This window comes from Streptacidiphilus anmyonensis (assembly GCF_000787855.1).
Classification (GTDB): Bacteria; Actinomycetota; Actinomycetes; order Streptomycetales; family Streptomycetaceae; genus Streptacidiphilus; species Streptacidiphilus anmyonensis.
The window spans coordinates 1-17,418 of sequence record NZ_BBPQ01000073.1 but is presented as its reverse complement, the minus strand read 5'-3'; the positions used below and the strand labels follow the sequence as shown (position 1 = coordinate 17,418).

General features: G+C 73.3%; 13 protein-coding genes. 6 read left to right on the top strand and 7 right to left on the bottom strand.

Annotated elements, in window-relative coordinates:
• Window positions 1–96 precede the first annotated feature (96 nt).
• Together TR50_RS35760 and TR50_RS35755 are read right to left on the bottom strand one after the other, a co-directional pair.
• Entirely contained in the window at window positions 97–882 is a 786-nt protein-coding gene (locus TR50_RS35760) for a class I SAM-dependent methyltransferase (protein ID WP_084701563.1), read from the bottom strand.
• Window positions 883–982: 100 nt separating this feature from the next.
• Window positions 983–1,843: a helix-turn-helix domain-containing protein gene (locus TR50_RS35755; protein WP_042432114.1), complete on the bottom strand. Its 861-nt coding sequence runs from the start codon at window positions 1,841–1,843 to the stop codon at window positions 983–985.
• A 120-nt stretch (window positions 1,844–1,963) separates the two neighbouring features.
• On the opposite strand from TR50_RS35755, the gene TR50_RS35750 reads away from it, so the two are divergent.
• Complete coding sequence (locus TR50_RS35750; protein ID WP_084701561.1) at window positions 1,964–3,400, top strand: amidase; 1,437 nt, start codon at window positions 1,964–1,966, stop codon at window positions 3,398–3,400.
• Between the two features lie 43 nt (window positions 3,401–3,443).
• Here the strand turns inward: TR50_RS35750 and TR50_RS35745 are convergent, their stop codons facing one another.
• The gene (locus TR50_RS35745; protein ID WP_042432111.1) at window positions 3,444–4,373 is read right to left on the bottom strand and encodes an NAD-dependent epimerase/dehydratase family protein; all 930 of its coding nucleotides are present in this window, start codon (window positions 4,371–4,373) and stop codon (window positions 3,444–3,446) included.
• Between the two features lie 127 nt (window positions 4,374–4,500).
• Window positions 4,501–5,475, bottom strand: coding sequence for a ScbA/BarX family gamma-butyrolactone biosynthesis protein (locus TR50_RS35740; RefSeq protein ID WP_042432109.1), 975 nt, complete (start codon window positions 5,473–5,475; stop codon window positions 4,501–4,503).
• Between the two features lie 299 nt (window positions 5,476–5,774).
• Here TR50_RS35740 and TR50_RS35735 point away from each other — a divergent pair, with 299 nt between their 5' ends.
• Both TR50_RS35735 and TR50_RS35730 read left to right on the top strand, forming a co-directional pair.
• On the top strand, window positions 5,775–6,488 hold the full coding sequence (locus TR50_RS35735; protein WP_236654732.1) for a response regulator transcription factor: 714 nt from the start codon (window positions 5,775–5,777) through the stop codon (window positions 6,486–6,488).
• A gap of 52 nt (window positions 6,489–6,540) precedes the next feature.
• Complete coding sequence (locus TR50_RS35730; protein ID WP_042432106.1) at window positions 6,541–7,218, top strand: ScbR family autoregulator-binding transcription factor; 678 nt, start codon at window positions 6,541–6,543, stop codon at window positions 7,216–7,218.
• A gap of 17 nt (window positions 7,219–7,235) precedes the next feature.
• Here the strand turns inward: TR50_RS35730 and TR50_RS35725 are convergent, their stop codons facing one another.
• Window positions 7,236–7,610, bottom strand: a complete 375-nt coding sequence (locus TR50_RS35725) for an ArsR/SmtB family transcription factor (protein ID WP_042432103.1) — start codon at window positions 7,608–7,610, stop codon at window positions 7,236–7,238.
• A gap of 161 nt (window positions 7,611–7,771) precedes the next feature.
• On the opposite strand from TR50_RS35725, the gene TR50_RS35720 reads away from it, so the two are divergent.
• The 3 genes from TR50_RS35720 (at window position 7,772) to TR50_RS35710 (ending at window position 14,565) form a co-directional block, all read left to right on the top strand.
• Complete coding sequence (locus TR50_RS35720; RefSeq protein WP_042432100.1) at window positions 7,772–8,983, top strand: MFS transporter; 1,212 nt, start codon at window positions 7,772–7,774, stop codon at window positions 8,981–8,983.
• Window positions 8,984–9,256: 273 nt separating this feature from the next.
• Complete coding sequence (locus tag TR50_RS35715) at window positions 9,257–13,060, top strand: ACP S-malonyltransferase (protein WP_201776920.1); 3,804 nt, start codon at window positions 9,257–9,259, stop codon at window positions 13,058–13,060.
• Between the two features lie 17 nt (window positions 13,061–13,077).
• Window positions 13,078–14,565: a hypothetical protein gene (locus TR50_RS35710; RefSeq protein WP_042432095.1), complete on the top strand. Its 1,488-nt coding sequence runs from the start codon at window positions 13,078–13,080 to the stop codon at window positions 14,563–14,565.
• On the opposite strand, the gene TR50_RS43275 is transcribed toward TR50_RS35710, so the two are convergent.
• Both TR50_RS43275 and TR50_RS35700 read right to left on the bottom strand, forming a co-directional pair.
• The gene (locus TR50_RS43275; protein ID WP_052441727.1) at window positions 14,534–14,962 is read right to left on the bottom strand and encodes a pyridoxamine 5'-phosphate oxidase family protein; all 429 of its coding nucleotides are present in this window, start codon (window positions 14,960–14,962) and stop codon (window positions 14,534–14,536) included. The two genes, TR50_RS35710 and TR50_RS43275, sit on opposite strands and share 32 nt — an antisense overlap.
• 74 nt (window positions 14,963–15,036) lie before the next feature.
• Window positions 15,037–17,151, bottom strand: coding sequence for a SpoIIE family protein phosphatase (locus TR50_RS35700; protein WP_042432092.1), 2,115 nt, complete (start codon window positions 17,149–17,151; stop codon window positions 15,037–15,039).
• Window positions 17,152–17,418: the final 267 nt, after the last annotated feature.

Genomic DNA, 17,418 nt, shown 5'->3' with positions numbered 1-17,418 from the left:
AGGCAGGCCCATCGTCTCCGGGCGGGCGGGGCCGGGCAAATCAGGGAGGCCACCCGGGCCGGCGGCCGCACCCCCGTCGCGGCCGCCGGCCCGGTGTCAGCCCGGCTCCTTGACGGCGTGCAGCATGGTGACGCCCAACCACGGCCCGCTGTACCAGTACCGGGGGCCGAGATCACGCAGCGTGCCCTGCCCGAGGTGGGCCACGTACTGCCTGGCCATGGGCCGGAAGTCGGCGACGAGCAGCCGCCCGCCCGGGCGCAGCACGCGCATGGCCTCGTCCAGCGCACGTCGGCGCCGCTCGCGCGAGGGGATGTTGTGGATGGCCAGCGCACTGGTCACCACGTCGAAGGAGCCGTCCGCGAACGGCAGGGCCGTCATGTCGGCGGTGCGGACCTCCACGCGGTCGAGGACTCCGGCCGCAGCCGCGTTGGCGAGAGTGGCCTCGGGGCGGTTGCCGCTCTGGTCCGATCCGGACCACAGGTCCACGCCGACGGCGCGGCCGGACGGCAGGTGGGCGGCCGCCTGGATCAGCACCGCGCCGCGGCCGCAGCCCAGGTCCAGCAGCCGCTCGTCGCCGCCCAGCCCGGCCCGTTCGAGTTCCTCCTCCCAGACAGCCAGCTTGCCGCGGAGGGTGGTGTGCAGGTAGACGCCGGTGCCGGCGAGCAGCACCGTGCCCGCCGCGGCCGCCGCCTTGCGTCCTTGCCGCAACCGCCGCGCGCTCAGGCAGCAGGCGGCGCCTGCCGCGCCGAGCGCGGCCGCGAAGGCCGGGGCGTCGACCCCGTAGCGGGGCCCGTCACGGCCCGGGAGCCGCCGCGGGGGCGGACCTGGGAGCTGCTCCGGGAGCGGAGAGGTCCTCTGGTCGTCGGTCGGTGTCGTAGCCATGCCCGCAGTGTCGGCGGCGCGGGCGTCTGCGGTCTTGGACGAATGTTCCCCCGTCCGCGTCCCCCGCCCGCTGCTCCCTGCTCCCCGGCCTGACGGCTGGTCATTCGGCGCCCAGGTAGCCCGGCGCGGCCCAGGCGACGTCGTCGACCGCGAGCCAGGGCGCGACGGCGACCGCCGTGGGCGTCACCCCGGTGAAGGCCACCACGTCGCGGTGGAGGTGGGACTGGTCGGCGTAGCCGCTCTCCGCCGCGACCAGCGCGGCGCTGTGTCCGGCGGCCAGCCGGTGGGCCACGTGGTCGAAGCGCACGAGCTGGGCCGCGCGCTTGGGGGTGAGGCCGATCTGGCAGCGGAAGCGCGACCACAGGCGCTTGCGGCTCCAGCCGACCTCGGCGGCCAGCGCGTCGATCCGGACCGCTCCCCGCAGCGCGACCGTCCGCCGCCATACGTGGGCCACCTCCGGATCGACGGGGCGCCCCTCGGCGTACCGTCGGACGACCGCCGCTTCGGCGATCGCGAACCGGTCCTCCCAGGAGCCGGCGTGCAGCCGCTCCAGGACGCGCGCGGCCTCGCGGCCCCAGAGGTCTTCGAAGGGGACCACCGTTCCGCCCGCCTCCGCCGCCGCCGCGCCCAGGACCACGTGCGCGACCACCGGCGACAGGCGGACCTGCAGGCACTCCACCGCGCGGCCGCGCCCACGGACCCCGCCCGGGTCGAGGCCGACAGCGACGCTGCCGTGCTGCCGTCGGCCGCCCCCGTCGTCGACGGCGAGCACCCCGTCCCCGAGGTCCAGCGCCAACGTGACGGCGGGGTACGGGACCACGCCCAGATCGAGGGGCTCCGCGGTGCGGGCGGTGAACCCCGCCATGTCGAGCCCCGGGATCCGGCCGGGGCGCGACGGGGTGGCGATGTCCCACAACGCCGCTGCGTCGCGGACCGATTGGGCCGTGCGGACCGATCGCATGCCACCAGCGTACGACCTGTCCGAAGGCGACATTCGTCCAAGACAGATCGCCCGGACCACGACGACGCTGGCAACCGCCGCACGTTCCGCTGGCGCACCGGACCGGAAGGGACTCACGTGATGGACTCGCCGATGGACCCGTTCACCTCGGCTGTCGAGCTCGCCGCCGCCGTACGCAGGAAGGAGGTGAGCCCGGTCGAGGTGGCGGACTGCTACCTGGAGCGCATGGACGCCCTCGATCCCGGACTGAACGCGTTCTGCCACCGCGACGACGACGCCGTCCGCAGGGCCGCCGCGGCCGCGGCCGCCGCCGTGTCGCGGGCCGGCTCCCGCGACGACCTGCCGCCGTTCCACGGCGTCCCGCTGCCGGTCAAGGACCTGGTCGACGTGGCCGGATGGCCGACCACCCACGGGTCCGCCGGTGCCGGACGCGCCCCGGCCGCCGCGTCGGACCCGGTGGTCCGACGGTTCCTGGACGCCGGCTTCGTCCTGCTCGGCAAGACCACCACCTCGGAGTTCGGCACCCTGCCCTTCACGGAGAGCGACGCCCTGGGCGTCTCGCGCAACCCGTGGGATCCGGACCGCAGCCCGGGCGGCTCGTCGAGCGGGGCCGGGGCCGCTGTCGCCGCCGGAATGGCGCCGCTCGCGCACGCGGAGGACGGCGGCGGGTCGATCCGGATCCCGGCGTCGTGCAACGGACTCGTCGGGCTCAAGCCCACGCGCGGGCTGGTCACGAACGGGGTGGTCCAGGTGGAGGGCCTCGGCGCCAGCGGCGTGGTCACCCGCACGGTCGCGGACACCGCCGCCGCCCTGGACGTGCTGGCCCGCCACGATCCGGCCGCCTGGTGGTCGCCGCCGACGCCGAGCAGGTCCTTCGCCACGGTCCTGCGGGACGACCCGCCGACGGGGCTGCGGGTCGGCGCACTCGTCGACTCCCCGATCGAGGGGATCAGCGTGGACCCCGCATGCGCGGCGGCCGTGGACGCGGCGCTCGCGGCGTTGGAGTCGCTCGGCCACCACGTGGTCGACGACCGGCTTCCGCTGCCTGCGACGCAGGAGTTGGTCTCCGCGTTCACGACGCTGTGGAATCTCGGGGGCGCGGGTGTCCCGCTCGCGGACCCGGACCGCGTCGAGCCCCACAACCGTCTGCTGCGCGACGCGGCCCGGTCGATCGACTCGTGGGCCTACGCCGAGGCGGTGCGCCGGACGCAGGACCTGTCGCGTCGGATCGTCGAGGGCTTCGTCGCCGGACTGGACCTCCTGGTCACCCCGACGCTCGCCTGCCTGCCTCCGCGCATCGGCGCCTGGCGGGCCGGCGTCGACGAGGACCCCCTGGCGGCGCTGCGGAACAGCTACCCGACGGGGGTGTTCACCTCGGTGTTCAACGTGACCGGCCAGCCGGCGGTCTCGCTGCCCCTGCACCACGACGAGGCCACCGGCCTGCCGGTCGGCGTCCAGCTCGTCGCCGCACCCTGGCGCGAGGACCTGCTGCTCCAGGTGGCCCGCACCCTCGAACTCGCCTGCCCCTGGGCCCACCGCCGCCCGCCCGCGAGGTGAGCGGCACGTAGCGCGTCTCAGGTCATGCGTCTGAGGTCGCGCCTCAGCTCTCGGACAGCGCGCACCGGTACCAGGGGGCCGCCTGCGCGAAGGCGGCCTCGAAACCCGGACCGGGGGTGAGGCGCAGGTCGCGCCAGAGGGGGACGCTGTCGAACCAGTGGTCGGTGCGCAGCATGTCGAGGGCGTGCAGGGACCGGGGGTCCGCGGCCAGCATCCCGTCGGCCTGGCAGTCGGTCAGGTCGCACTGCGGCCACGGGAGCCCGGCGCAATCGGCGACGGCCCGCAGCAGGGTCGTCGCGGTGACGGGGGCGGGATGGGAGGCGTGGTAGGTCCCGGTCGTCAGGTCGGCGGCGGGCGCGAGCCCGGCGGCGACCACGAGGCGGGCGAGCTCGTGCACGGAGACCAGGGAGAGACGGGCGGCCCATCCCTCGACGGTGCCGGGGAGGGCGCGCAGCAGCCGGCTCACGCCCGGCACCACCCACGCGTCCCCCACGCCGTAGACGAGGTGCGGTCGCAGCACCAGGCCGCCGGCGGCGAGGACGGCGTCCTCGGCCGCGGCGCGGGACGCGGAGGTGGGCGAGGCCGGGTTGCGGGTCAGCTCCCCCGGGGTCGCGCCTCGGAACGCGCCGCGCCCGTAGACGGACGCCGTGCTGACGTAGACGAGGCGGGACACCCCGGCCCGGCCCGCCTCGGCGACGAGGTTGCGGGTCCCCTGGGCGTTGACGGCCTCGTTGTTCTGTGCCGAGCCGCCGATGTAGGAGGCGCAGTGCATGACGACGTCGATCCCCTCGCACACCCCGCGCAGCGACTCCGGGTCGCGCAGGTCGGCGCAGACCACCGCGCAGTCCGGCCCGGTGGAGACCGCCGGGCGACGGTGGGACATGAGTCTCAGGACCGCCTCCTGCCGCGCGGCCTCCTCGACGACGTGCCGTCCGAGGAAGCCCGCCGCGCCGGTGATCAGAACGGTCGTCATGGTGTGGTCTCCTGTCGGCCCGGAGCATCGCTGGATCGCTGGATCAGTGGATCGGAGGTCCGGGCGGGTTCGCGGTGGGGGAAGCGGTGGGGGAAGCGGTGGGGGAAGCGGTGAGCGAAGCGGCACGTCAGTCGTGCTGGTGGCCGAGCAGCAGATCGGCACGGAAGACCTGCTCGCCGTGCTGGACGGCGCTGACCCGCACGCGCCCGGTCCCGGGCTCCGCCTCGGCCTCCAGCCAGCAGGGGGCGTCCAGTTCGGCGTAGCGCAGGAACGCGGTCTCGGCGGCCGGCAGCAGCGCTCCGGGCCGCCCGGTGACGACACGGGCGGCCTGCCGGGCGGCTTCGAGCAGCAGCATGCCGGGCACGTGGTCGACCGGATGGTCGAAGAAGATCGGGTGCTCGGTGTCGACCCTCAGCTCCCAGCGCCCCCGGGCGGTCCCGGTCGGCTCGGCGGTCCCGGCGGTCCCGGTCGGCCGGGCGGCGAGCAGCACGTCGTGCGGGGCGGCGCGCCCCACCAGCGCCGGGTCCCCCGCCGGGGGCAGCGGGCGTCCGGTGGTGCGGGGACGCCCGGCGCGCATGCGCCGGTGCACGGCGCCGCTGGTGCAGCTGAACCGCGCGCCGCCGGTGGCGACGGGCCGCCCGGCGCGCAGCACCGTCACCTCGTAGCGCATCGAGGCGATGCTGCCGCCACGGCGCACGATGTCGTGGCAGACGGTGTGCAGTTCGACGTCCGTCGGCGCCGGGCCGGCGGTGAGCGCGGCGGGGGTGGCCGCGAACGACAGGTCCCACATGAGGAACTGATGGCCGAATGGCACGCCGTACTCGGCGTGCGAGAGCAGCAGTCCGGCCTGGCGCACGGACTCGGCCAGCAGCATCGGGTCATGCACGCCGCCTACCGGGCTGAACAGCGCGTGTCTCCTGGGCCATTGCGCGCGTACGACGAAGCGGTCGCGCCCGCCGTCCGCGGCGCCGCTCCAGCCCGTGAGCAACACCTCGGCCACGGAGGCGCGGTGGACGTACTCGCGGGGCACGGTCGCGGTGAGCGACGGCGGCGCCGAAGCCGCGGTGACGTCGTACCCCCGAGCTTGCGCGAGACTCAGCATCCGAACACTCCTGCCCCTCCCCGACAGTGAACCCGTACACGATCAACATACAGGCAGGTCTGCATGTTTCTTGGCGGTCAGCGTTAAGAATCCGACAGAGATGCATCGTTTGCGCCCGGATTGCTGCCACATTGCGACCTTGTGACATCAACTCCCCCCGGGCTTCGGCGAGATCATGGGCCCCTATGTCCGGATCTGTGCGCTCTGGAAGCACATTGACAATCAGACAAGACTGCCTGGTACTGTCCCCCCATGGTCGCTCAACAGTTCGCAGTGGCGCACGGGGAGGGGCAACCCACTTGCAGACCGTTACCGAGAAGACCGGGCGTCCGACCGACACACAGGGGCTTCGGGTGCTGGTCGTGGAGAACGACCAGGCCGCCGCGGAGAGCCTGGTGCACGAGCTGCGCAGACACGGCCACGCGGCCGCGAGCGTGGACACCGGCGGCCTCGCCCTGCAGCAACGCCCGGGCGTCGACCTGGTCCTGCTGGACCTGGACCTGCCCGACCTGGACGGGCTGGAGGTGTGCCGCAGACTCCGGGCCGAGGGCGACACCCCGATCATCATCGTGACCGCGCGCGGGACCGAACTCGACCGCGTGCTGGGCCTGCAGGCCGGATCGGACGACTACGTGGTCAAGCCCTACGGCCTCAGAGAACTGCTGGCGCGGATCGACGCGGTGATGCGCCGGGCCCACCCCCTGGCCCCGCCCGCGGCGCGGGTCATCACGCACGGCGCGCTGCGCATCGACGCCCGCGCCCGGGAGATCGCCCTGGGCGGCCGGCGGATCCCGCTGACGCCGAAGGAGTTCGACCTGCTGCACCTGCTGGCCTCGCAGCCCGGCACGACCCTCTCCCGCCGCCAGCTGCTGCGCCAGGTCTGGGACGACGAATGGTCGCACCAGGGGCGCACCATCGACACCCACGTCAGCAGTCTGCGCAGCAAACTCGGGTCGGGCAGCTGGATCGTGACGGTCCGTGGGGTGGGGTTCCGGATCGGCGATGCGCGGTAACATACAGGCAAGTCTGTTTGGTCTTTCGACCACGAGCCGCTAGGACTAGAGGATGGCCCAGCAAGAGCGCGGAATCCGATCAAGACGCTCGATCATCGAGGCGGCCGCCGAGGTGTTCGGCGAGCGCGGCTACGACGCAGCCAGCACCAACGAGATCCTCAGTCGGGCGGGGTTGACCCGGGGCGCGCTGTACCACCACTTCCCCTCGAAGGAGTCCATCGCCGCGGCGCTGGTGGAGGCGCAGAGCGAGGCGCTGGTTCCGCCCGTCCGCACGGTGAAGCTCCAGGCCGTCATCGACATGTCGCTCGAGTTCGCCCGGCGGCTGCAACGGGACACCGTGCTGCGGGCGAGTGTGCGCCTCGCCGTCGAGCAGTCCTCGTTCGCGCAGTCCGCGCGGGCCCCGTACGACGAGGCGATCGCCGTGATCGAACACCTGCTGCGGCAGGCGGACCGGCAGGGCGAGCTGCTCCCCGGGATGGATCTGCGCGAGGTCGCCTCGACCGTCGTCGGCTCGTTCACCGGATTGCAGGTGATGTCGCAGGTCTACAGCAACCGCCAGGACCTGCCCGCACGGGTCTCCGCGCTGTGGCGGCTGCTGCTGCCCGGCCTCGCCGCCCCCGGCATCATGCCGCGGCTGCGCACCAGCGCGCCGCCGCCCGAGCCGGAGCCCGAGCTCGAGCCGGAGCCCGAGCCGGAGACGCGGGCAGAGAAGGAGGCGGCGCCGGCGTGACGGTCACCGCCTGGCGGTCACAGCAGGTCGTCCGCCAGACGGGCGTCGCCGCCGACGGCGTTCCTCAACTCCTCGACCAGCGCGGCGATGCGCTCCTCGTCGCGCCGGTAGTGGGTCCACTTGCCGACCCGGGTGGAGCGCACCAGTCCGGCGCGCTCCAGCACGGCCATGTACGCGGACACGGTGGACTGGGCCAGGCCGCTCTTCGCCTGGATATGGCTGACGCAGACCCCGACCGCCCGTGGGTCGGTCACCTCCGGCTCGACGGGGAAGTTCCGCTCCGGTTCGCGCAGCCACTGGAGGACCTGCAACCGCACGGGGTTGGCCAGCGCCTTGAGCGCCTCCAGCAACGACGTGAGGTCGTTCGTCGTGGACGAGTCGTGTGTGGTCATGAGCCTTCCTGGCGGTGCGGGACGACACCGATCCCTGATCCATCGATGATAAGCGATGCGTTCGCTTGACAGAACATATCGACGTTATGCGATGCTTCGATATGTTGAGGTTCACGGGGTGCGGTCCCGCACCACGTGCCATGGCAACGGAGGGATTTGACATGCCTATCGGGCTCATCGCCCTGGCGCTGGGAGGCTTCGGCATCGGCCTCACCGAGTTCGGGATCGTGGGTCTGCTGCCCGAGGTGGCAGCCGACTTCCACGTCTCCGAGTCGGTAGCCGGCTACCTGATCTCGGGCTATGCGCTCAGCGTCGCGATCGGCGCCCTGCTGCTGACCGCCGCGGTCTCCCGTCTGGACCGCAAGAAGGTCCTGGTCGGCCTCATGGCGCTGTTCATCGTCGGCAACCTCGTCTCGGCGGTGGCCGGCAGCTACGACGTCCTGCTCGTCGGCAGGATCGTGGCGGCGCTCTGCCACGGCGCGTTCTTCAGCGTCGGAGCGGTGGTCGCCTCCGACATGGTCGCCGAGAACAAGAAGGGCAGCGCCATCGCGCTGATGTTCGGCGGCCTGACCGTGGCCAACGTGCTCGGCGTGCCGCTCGGCACCTTCCTCGGCCAACAGGCCGGCTGGCGCTCCACCTTCTGGGCCATCACCGTCATCGGCGTCGTCACCCTGATCGGCATCCAGGTGCTGGTGCCGCGCGGCACCGAGTCCGCCCGGACCGACCTGCGCAGCGAACTGGCCGTCTTCCGGCGCGGACAGGTCTGGGTCTCCGTCACGCTCAGCGTCCTGGCCTTCGGCGGGGTCATCGGCGGCTACACCTACATCGCGTTCACCCTCACCAAGGTGAGCGGCTTCGCCACCGCGACCGTGCCGTGGCTGCTGATCCTGTTCGGCGTCGGGACCTTCATCGGGAACTTCGTCGGGGGCAAGGCCGCGGACAAGTCCGTGAACGCCGCGCTGATCGGCATCATGGCGCTGCTGGCCGCGGTCATGGCGGCCTTCGCGCTCACCGCGCACAACAAGGTCGCCACCGTCGTCGCGCTGCTGCTCATGGGTGCCGTCGGTCTCGCCTCCGCGCCCGGCCTCCAGGTGCGCACCATGACGTACGCGTCGGACGCGCCCACGATGGCCTCCGGCGCGAACATCGCCGCCTTCAACGTCGGCAACGCGCTGGGCGCCTGGCTCGGCGGCCTGGCCCTGGCCGCGGGCGAGGGCTACGTGGCCCCGCTCTGGGTCGGCGCCGGGCTCGCCCTGGCCGGGCTGGTCGTCGTCGCCGGCGGCTCCCTCGGCCGGGCTCCGGCCGCGTCGCAGGCCGCCTCCGCGTCCGACGGGGCGCTGCACCCGGACCGCACTGAGGCCGGGGTCCCGTAGCCAGGGAGAAACCCACAGAAGACCACCTGTCCCACTCCCCGAAAAAAGAGCCGGGGCCGGAGAACGAAAAGTTCTCCGGCCCCGGCTCTTTTGTTGCTCCGAGGTTTTTCTGACGCTTCTCTGGCATTCGGCTAAAGAAATTCTGACACGCTCCTGAACAGGTATGACGCAACCCTGTACCAAGATCGCTTGAGAGTCCGCCGGTGACTTCGGAGAATTTTGGCAGGCGTTTTCTCCGTTTCTCCGCAGGACAACCATGAGAGGGCGATTCACGTGTCCCGATCCCTTTTCGTGCCGACCTCGCCGACCGACCACGCCCTCGGCGCGAAGCACCGGGCGCGCGTCGCCGGGTTCTTCCCGGGCCTCGGCAGCCGGTCCTTCTACCGGGACCTCGACCGCTCCCTCCTCGACTGCGGCGTCCCCGAGGTCACGGACGTCTACCAGGAGGCGGCCCGTGCCCTCGGCATCGCCGCGCGGCCCGAGCTGCTGCTCATGCCGGCCGCGGGCCCCCGACGGGGCGCGCTGGAGCGTCAGGGCTTCATCGGGGCCGCCCTGTTGGTGCACAGCCTGGCCCTGGAGGCCTGGCTCAGGCACCGGATCGCCGAGTCCGCGACGCCCGCCGACGTCGTCGCGTACACCGGCGAGAGCTTCGGCGTACTGACCGCCGCCGTGGCCGGCGGGGCGCTGACCGTCGCCGACGGCGTCCGCGTCGCCCACGCCTTCACGCCGCTGATGCTGCTGGCCGCCGGGGGCGCCGACACCGACGAGCCGTTCGCCCAGGACCTCGCCCGCCACCTGCCCGCGTCCGTGCTCGGGACCCCGCTGGTCCCGGAGCCGTGCCACGTGCTGGCCCTCACCGCGCCGGACGCCGAGGCGCTCGAGGCGGTCCTGTCCGCGACGGCCGCCCGGTTCCCGCTCGCCGATGTGGAGCCGCACAAGGCGTACGCGCCGACCCAGGCCAACCTGTACGTCCGCGCGGGCTTCCGGGCCGGGTTCGACCGCTTCGTCGCCGGCTTCCCCGGCGTGACGGTGAGCGAACTGAAGGATCCCACGGTCTTCCTGGCCCACTCCGCGCGGATGCGGCCGGCCCGGCTGGCCCTGGACGCGTTCCTGGACGCCCAGGGGATCCGCTTCCGGCAGCCCCGGGTGCCGGTGGTGTCCAACCACGACATGTCGCTGCTCACCACCGCCGCCGACGTGCGCCGGGGCGTGCTGGCCCTGACGGACCAGGCGATGGCGTCCCGGGAGACCTGCGAGACGTTGGACGGCCTGGGCCTGGACCTGGTCCTGGAGTTGGGGCCGGGCGGCAAGTCGGTGCGGCTGCTCCGGGACAACGCCGTCGAGGTCCCGGTCACGCACTACACCGGGCGCCGCGAGGACGACGAACGGGTGCTGGGCGCGGTCACCGCGACCGGCCGGGTCCTGGCCCGGCTGGAGCACCTCTACACCCACGACGAGCAGAGCCACGACGACGGCACCCGCGACGGGCCGACGCGCGACGCCGACCTCGACCTGGTCCGCGGGCTGCTGCGCCAGGCCGCCGAAGGCGGTGCGTTCGCCGAGGAGTACACCGGCCGCGCGCTCGAACAGGTCGTCACCGTGCAGATGCTGCGCCCGGACCGCAACGGCACGCCGGCCTTCTACCGGCTCCTCGAACTCCTCCAGCACACCTGGAGCCACCGTGAGCACGTGGACACCGTCCGCGGTGAGCTCGTGGCCAGGGCGCGGCTGAAAAAACGCCTGACCGGCCCGGACTCCGAGCTGCTCGGCCGGGCCGAGCTCGAACTGGAGGTGCTGGACCGGGCGGGACGCCCCGCACACCGAACGGCGCGGACCACCCGCCCCGAGGTGCTGGTCGTGCACTTCGACGCACCGACCGGACTGGACGAGGAGGCGCTGGCCGACCGGATCCGGCTGCTCCAGGTCGAGCAGCCGGCCGCGATGCGCATCCACGACGCGCTCCGTCGAGAGCTCGGGCTCCAGGAGGACGCGCTGCCGCCGCAGGGGCGGCGGATGCTCTACCAGTACCTGGTGTTCGAGGCGCTGCTCCAGCACCGGCCCGCGCTGTTCGCGCAGAACGACCACTACCTGACCGGCGGAGACCCGCTCGGCTGGCTGGCGGCGCTCGCCGTCTCCGGGGCGGCCCCGCTGGCCGCCGTGATCGGGCTGTTCGTGGACGGGCCGCGGCGGGAGCCGCTGGAGCGGATGCTGAGCGGCCTGACCGAGCCGCAGATCCCGCTGGTCTCCCCGGACGGCGTGCCGGTGCAGTCGCGCAGGGACCTGGCAGAGACCACCCGCGCCGTGCTCGGCTCCGGGCCGTCCGGCGGCCTCGGCTTCGACCTCGGCGACGGCGACGGCGACGGCGACGGCGACGGCGACGGCGACGGCGACGACGCGCACGACACCCGGGCGCGGATCCGCCTGAACGGCAACTGCCAGGTGATCTCCCTGGGTTCGCGGTTGGCTGCGGTCGATCTGGACGCCGGCCCGTACCACGCCCACCTGGTCCGCGTCGGCGAGCCCGCCGAGATCTGGCGCAGGCGGCGCAACCCCGCGCTGGACGCGCTCGAGAGCGCCTGCGCGCTGACGCTGACCCGGGAGAACGGACGGGTGCTGGAGGCCGCCCGCAGTCGCCGCGTGCTCTCCAGCACCGTCTACGCCTACATCGGCGTCGAGGAGTCGGTCGTCAGCTTCGGCAAGGGCGGCAGCGAGTCCATGACCGTCTTCGTGCGGAAGCGGGGCGAGGAGCGGGTCACCGTGCGGAAGATCCTCAGCGAGGCGCTGACCACCGCGCGGTGGAACCCGCAGGGCGTCGGCGTGATGCTACCGCCGTTCGCGAAGGCGAGGAAGCAGGCCGAGTACCTTCAGGCGCTGCCGGCCTCGGTGCGCCCATACTTCCCCGAGGTCTTCTCCGTCTCGGAGCGGGAGATCCCTGTCCCGCCCGAGGCGCGCCGCGACGGACAGGCGGTGGACCGCGAGGTGCTGTACGAGATGAGCTACGTCGCCGGCGAGGAGGTCAGCCGGTTCGTGGAGCGGCACTCCCCGCCGCCGGCGCTGGTGGCGCGGCTGTACGAGCAGGTCGTGCGGGTGCTCGACGAGCGGGTGCACAGCGTCGGCCGGGTGCCCGCGCCCGGCGGGACGCTGGACGTCTCCTACTTCCGGAAGATCGAGGACCGGCTCGACCTGTGCCGCCGCACCGCGCCGCGGACCTTCGACGCACACCTGCTGGACACCGAGCGGATCCTCGTCAACGGCGTCTCCTACCTCAACTCGGGGGCGCTGCTGCGCCGGTTCCGTGACAACCCGGACTACGCGCGGGTCCTGGAGCCGCGCTTCCACTCGCTGGTCATGGGCGACACCAACACCGAGAACATCAAGATCACCGACAGCGGGCCGCTGCTGCGCGCCCAGCGCGTGATCGAGTCCGGCGCGCCCCGGGAGCAGGTGGACGCCGCCCTCGCGGCCGTCACCGCCGAGGCCCTGGGCATCCGCTTCCTGGACCCGCGGGCGATCGGATTCAAGACCGAGGGCGCGGACACCCGCGACGACGCGATGTACGACAACAAGCCCTGGCACAACTCCCTCGGCCACTACGACGAGATCCACTTCGAGCAGTTCACCCTGGCCGTCGACGCGGGCGCGGGCCGGACCCCGCGCGTCGACATCGCGTTCCTGGAGGGGAATCCGTACCAGCGCGCCTACCGGGTGCGGGACGTGGTGGCGAACGGCGGCGCGGTGCGCCCCGAGGCGCCGCAGGGCTTGGAGGACCACTTCGCGCCCGTGATGACGGCCGCGCTCGGCCTCGACGACCCGGCGTCGCCGTTCCTGGAGCGCGACCCCTACTGGCTGGTCCGCTTCGTCTTCATGATGGGCCAGCACTTCACCGCCATGCCGCCGTTCCACTTCCAGAAGGAGCTCGACGGCACGCTGGTGGACACCTACCGGAGCCAGCGCCGTCCGGTCGCCATCTACTGCGAGGGCGTCAGGTGGCTGAACTGGGCGCTGGAGATGCTCGACGGCCGCCGCACCGAGTTCCTCGGCCTCCCCGTGCCCGCGCTCCCCCACCTGCGTGCCTGAGAAGGAGTCGACCACCCATGACCACCGCCCCCTTCCGGGTCCCGGTGCGCGGCCTGCACGAGCTGGCGACCGAGACCCGCGTGATCGCCACCCCGTGGAGCCGCATGGTGCGCGGCATCGGCCTCGGCCAGCACCCCGTCGCCTACGACCCCGAGGCCGCCGCGCGGATCCGTCACACGTTCCGGCTGCTCGACGCCCACGGCGCCGGAAGCAGCCCCTACATCCGGTTCTCCTCGCTGCTGGCGGACTTCGTGCTGGCGACCGTACACCCCTCCCGGGGTCCGCACCGCCGGGCGGCGCCCGAGGAGCTGGCCCCGGTCCTCGCGGCGCTGCGCGCCGAGGAGAACCCCTACTTCCGGCTCATGGCCGGGTGCGTCCTGATGGACGCCGTCGCCAAGCTCGGCCTCCCCCGCTCGCTGCTGGTCGACGACGGCACGGACCTCCCGGGCGAGATGCTGGACGTGCTGGACCGGATCGAGCCGGACCGCGCCAGGGACGAGAACGCGGGACGCCACGGCCACTACGAGCGACTGTCCGCGTCCACCGCCGTCTTCCTGGCGACCGGTCAGCTCGGTCTTCAGGACCGGCTGGTCTCCGGGCCGCGCAACCGGGTTCGCGAGGCGCTGGACCTGCTGGAGCAGGTCCCGGCGCCGTTCTTCCGCGGCCGCGGCGGCTCCATGCTGCTCTCGGTCGTCTCCCTGATCGGCCACGGGCGGTTCCTCGCCGACGACGGCGGCCGGGACCGGGTGCGCGAGGTCCTCTCCCATCTCGACCGCGGCGAGGCGGCGGGCCTGCGCCCGGCGTTCCCCCAGCCGATGTCGGACGCCTTCGTCCGGGTCTACCCGCTGCTCACCATGCTCAACGCGGTCGCCATGACCGACCGGCCCGAGCGGTACCTGGTCCACGGGCGGGACCGGCTCGCCGAGGCCGGGGAGCTGATGGCCGCGCTCACCCCGGTCGAGCGGACCCATATGGGCCTGTACTACCTGATCGCGCTGCACAACCTGGGCCGGCTGCGGGACCAGGTCCCCGACCTGGACGCCTTCGTCGAGGACGTCGTCGGCCAGTGGGAGCACATCGACCCCGGCGCCGACTACTTCCTGCGGGGCATCTCCTACGCCTACCTCGTGCAGACCGCGATGGTCACCGGGCGGATGGACCTGATCGGCGAGCCGCTGCTGAACCGCTGGGTGGACGGCTTCCCCGCCATGGACCGGACCGACGACGACCGGATCAACCGGCCCTACCCGTTCGCCTACGCGCTCAACGTGCTGGCCGAGATCGGCCGCTCGGACCTGCTGTTCCGCCCGAGGGACGGGTACGGCGGGGCGACGCCCGTCGAGTGGGTCGTCGGCCGGCTGTCGCCGGGTGGCCGCGAGGAGCACCGGCTCTACATGCTGAGCCACGCGCTGGTCGGCTGGGCGCTGCGGCTGCGCGGCTCGCAGCGGCGGGAGACGCCGCTCTACCGCGGCTTCACCCGGTTCCGTAGCTCCGGTGCACGGTGAACTCGTAGACCAACCGGCCCTCGGTCACCATCTGCTGACGGAACGCCGCCTCGTCGAGCTCGCCGCCGAACCAGCTGAGCGGACCGGTGGGGCGGCCCTGCATGGCCCGGAACAGCCGCACGCTGAGGTCCGGGACGTCGGGCCCCTCCAGGATGGTCACGGTGGTCTCCAGCGTCAGCCAGCGGTACGAGTCGCTGAAGACGAAGACCGTGCAGCGCGGGTCCTGGCGCAGTCGCGCCGTGCGGACGCGGTCCTGCGTGCCACTGCTCCACAGCCGTCCGTCGACCAGCGCGACGCCCACGCGGGCCGTCTTCGGGATGCCGTCGGGGGCGACGGTGACCATGGCGGCGGCCTGGTGGTCGGCGAGGAACGCGAGATCACGATCGGAGAGCTCCACGCCGCCAGGGTATGCGGACTTAAGGGGAGGAACCCGTGCACAACACGCGCAGCCGCCCGGAATCCACCCGCCTCTCAGATACCGGATTCCGTTCGGACACCGGAGGCGCCGCCCAACGGGCGGGCGCGGGCGAGGAGGAGGGCGACGTCGTCGGTGCCGTCGTGGTGGTGGAGGGCGTCCAGGAGCAGGTCGCAGGTGTCCTCCAGAGAGGGGCGGTCGCGGTTGAGGAGGTCGGTGAGGGCCCGCAGCCGGGTGTCGATGGCGTGGTCGCGGGTCTCGACCAGGCCGTCGGTGTAGAGCAGGAGCTCGTCGCCCTCGCCCAGGTCCAGCCGGACGTCCTCGAAGGAGGCGCCGCCGACGCCGAGGGGGACGCCGGTGGGGAGGTCGAGCAGGCGGGGGGCGTGGCCGAGGCGCGTGAGCACCGGGGGCAGGTGACCGGCCGAGGCGATGCGGCAGCTGCGACGGTGCGGGTCGTAGACGGCGTAGACGCAGGTGGCGATGGTCTCGTCGAGGCCGCCGGCGATGCCGTCGAGGTGCGTGAGCACGGTGGCCGGGTCCAGGTCGAGGCGGGCCAGGGTACGTGCGGCGGTGCGCAGTTGGCCCATCGTGGCGGCGGCGTTGATGCCGCTGCCCATGACGTCGCCGACGACCAGGGCGGTCTTCTCTCCTGCGAGGGCGATGACGTCGAACCAGTCCCCGCCGATCTCGACGACGCTGCCGGCCGGCTGGTAGCGGTAGGCGACCTCCAGGCCGGGCGGCTGCGGAGGACGGGTGGGCAGCAGATGGCGTTGCAGGGCCAGCGCGGCGTGGCGCTGGCTCTGGTACCAGCGCGCATTGTCGATGCAGACCGCCGCGCGGGCGGCCAGATCGGTCGCCAGCAGCACGTCGTCCTCGGTGAAGGGGTGCGGGTTGCGGGCTCGGATCATGTCGAGCGCGCCGAGGACCTGGCCGCGGGCGCGCAGCGGCACGGCCATGTAGGAGTGGATCCTGGCCTGCTTGAGCAGTTCGGCCGCGGCCTCGTCGCGGGCGATCCGCGGCAGGTCGGCGTCGGTGACGTGGGCGACGAGCAGCGGCCGGCCCTTGCGGACGCTGCGGGTGACCAGTCGGCTGGCGTCGTACCGGGCGATCTCGCCGACCGGGTCGGCGGCCTCCGCGAGCGGGGTCCGGTAGGCGGTCTTGATCGCCAGGGCCCGGAACACGGCCGGGCTGCCGTCGGTGGTCCGCGCGGTGCTGTCGGAGAGCACCGAGTCCAGGACGTCGACGGCGGCGAAGTCCGCGAACTCGGGCACCAGCACGTCGGCGAGCTCGCGGGCGGTGACGTCGAGGTCGAGGGTGGTGCCGATGCGCTCGGAGGCGTCGGCGATCACGGTGAGCCGGCGGCGGGCCGCGGCCGCGGCGATCTCCGAGCGGTGCTGCTCGGTGACGTCGACGATCGAGGACGCGACCCCGACGACCCGTCCGCCGGGGTCGTCCAGCCGGTAGTAGGACACGGACCACGCGCGCTCGCTCGCGGGCTTCGCCGGCGTCCGGCCCACGGTGAGCTGGTTCAGCAGCGGGGTCCCGGTGTCCAGCACCGTGCGCATCGCCGCTTCGATCCCCCGGGTGTCCAGGAAGGGCAGCGCCTCGCCGACGGTGCGTCCCAGCTGCGCCGCCGCGGAGATCCCGTTGATGCGCTCCAGCGCCGGGTTGACCAGGATGTACCGCAGGTCGGTGCCGACCGCGGCGAGCCCGATCGGCGACTGCTCGACCAGGCGCAGCGACAGCGCGAGATCGCGTTCCAGACGCCGCAGCGTGGGCTGGTCGGTGGCCAGCAGCAGCGCGTAGTGGCGTCCCTGCCCGTCCTCCAGGCGCATGTTGCGGAACTCGGTCAGCCGGGTGGAGCCGTCCTTGTGGCGCACCGGGAAGACGCCCGCCCAGGCGCGGCCGCGGGACATGATGCCGGCGAACCAGGACAGCACCCACGGAACGTGCTGCTCGTCGACCAGCACGCGCGCGGCCGGTCGCCCCAGGGCCTCGGCGGCCGAGTAGCCGAAGAGGGCCTCGGCCTGCGGGCTCCACAGGGCGATCCGCCCCTCGGCGCTCAGCACGACCGCCGCCACGCCGAGCACGTCCAGCAGGCCGCCCGGCTCCAGCGAGGGGTCGCCCCCGAACGCCCCCGGCTCCGGCCCGGCCATGTCCGCGGCTCCCATCCGGCCACCTCCCTCCGCCGGACCACGCTCCACCGCGCCCCGACGCCCGGGAATCACCCCCCTATCGTCTCGCTCCCGCCCGAACCCGCCAGCCGGCCCGCACGAAGCTCCGCGCGGAAGGCCGGGCCCCTCCTGCCGCACGGCGACGGGCGGGCGCGCCGGCGAAGTGCGGACACCCCGCTCGGGGCCTCGCCGCCGCCTCCGGCGGCACCCCCCCCGCCGGGACGCCGTACCGCGGCAGCCGCCGAGGCCGCCCCGGGCCACCGC

Bases quoted from the DNA above. Each gene is read 5' to 3' on its own strand.
- TR50_RS35755 (WP_042432114.1), bottom strand. From the start codon at position 1,843: ATGCGATCGGTCCGCACGGCCCAATCGGTCCGCGACGCAGCGGCGTTG.
- TR50_RS35710 (WP_042432095.1), top strand. From the start codon at position 13,078: ATGACCACCGCCCCCTTCCGGGTCCCGGTGCGCGGCCTGCACGAGCTG.
- TR50_RS35760 (WP_084701563.1), bottom strand. From the start codon at position 882: ATGGCTACGACACCGACCGACGACCAGAGGACCTCTCCGCTCCCGGAG.
- TR50_RS35750 (WP_084701561.1), top strand. From the start codon at position 1,964: ATGGACTCGCCGATGGACCCGTTCACCTCGGCTGTCGAGCTCGCCGCC.
- TR50_RS35745 (WP_042432111.1), bottom strand. From the start codon at position 4,373: ATGACGACCGTTCTGATCACCGGCGCGGCGGGCTTCCTCGGACGGCAC.
- TR50_RS35730 (WP_042432106.1), top strand. From the start codon at position 6,541: ATGGCCCAGCAAGAGCGCGGAATCCGATCAAGACGCTCGATCATCGAG.
- TR50_RS35720 (WP_042432100.1), top strand. From the start codon at position 7,772: ATGCCTATCGGGCTCATCGCCCTGGCGCTGGGAGGCTTCGGCATCGGC.
- TR50_RS35725 (WP_042432103.1), bottom strand. From the start codon at position 7,610: ATGACCACACACGACTCGTCCACGACGAACGACCTCACGTCGTTGCTG.
- TR50_RS35700 (WP_042432092.1), bottom strand. From the start codon at position 17,151: ATGGGAGCCGCGGACATGGCCGGGCCGGAGCCGGGGGCGTTCGGGGGC.
- TR50_RS35740 (WP_042432109.1), bottom strand. From the start codon at position 5,475: ATGCTGAGTCTCGCGCAAGCTCGGGGGTACGACGTCACCGCGGCTTCG.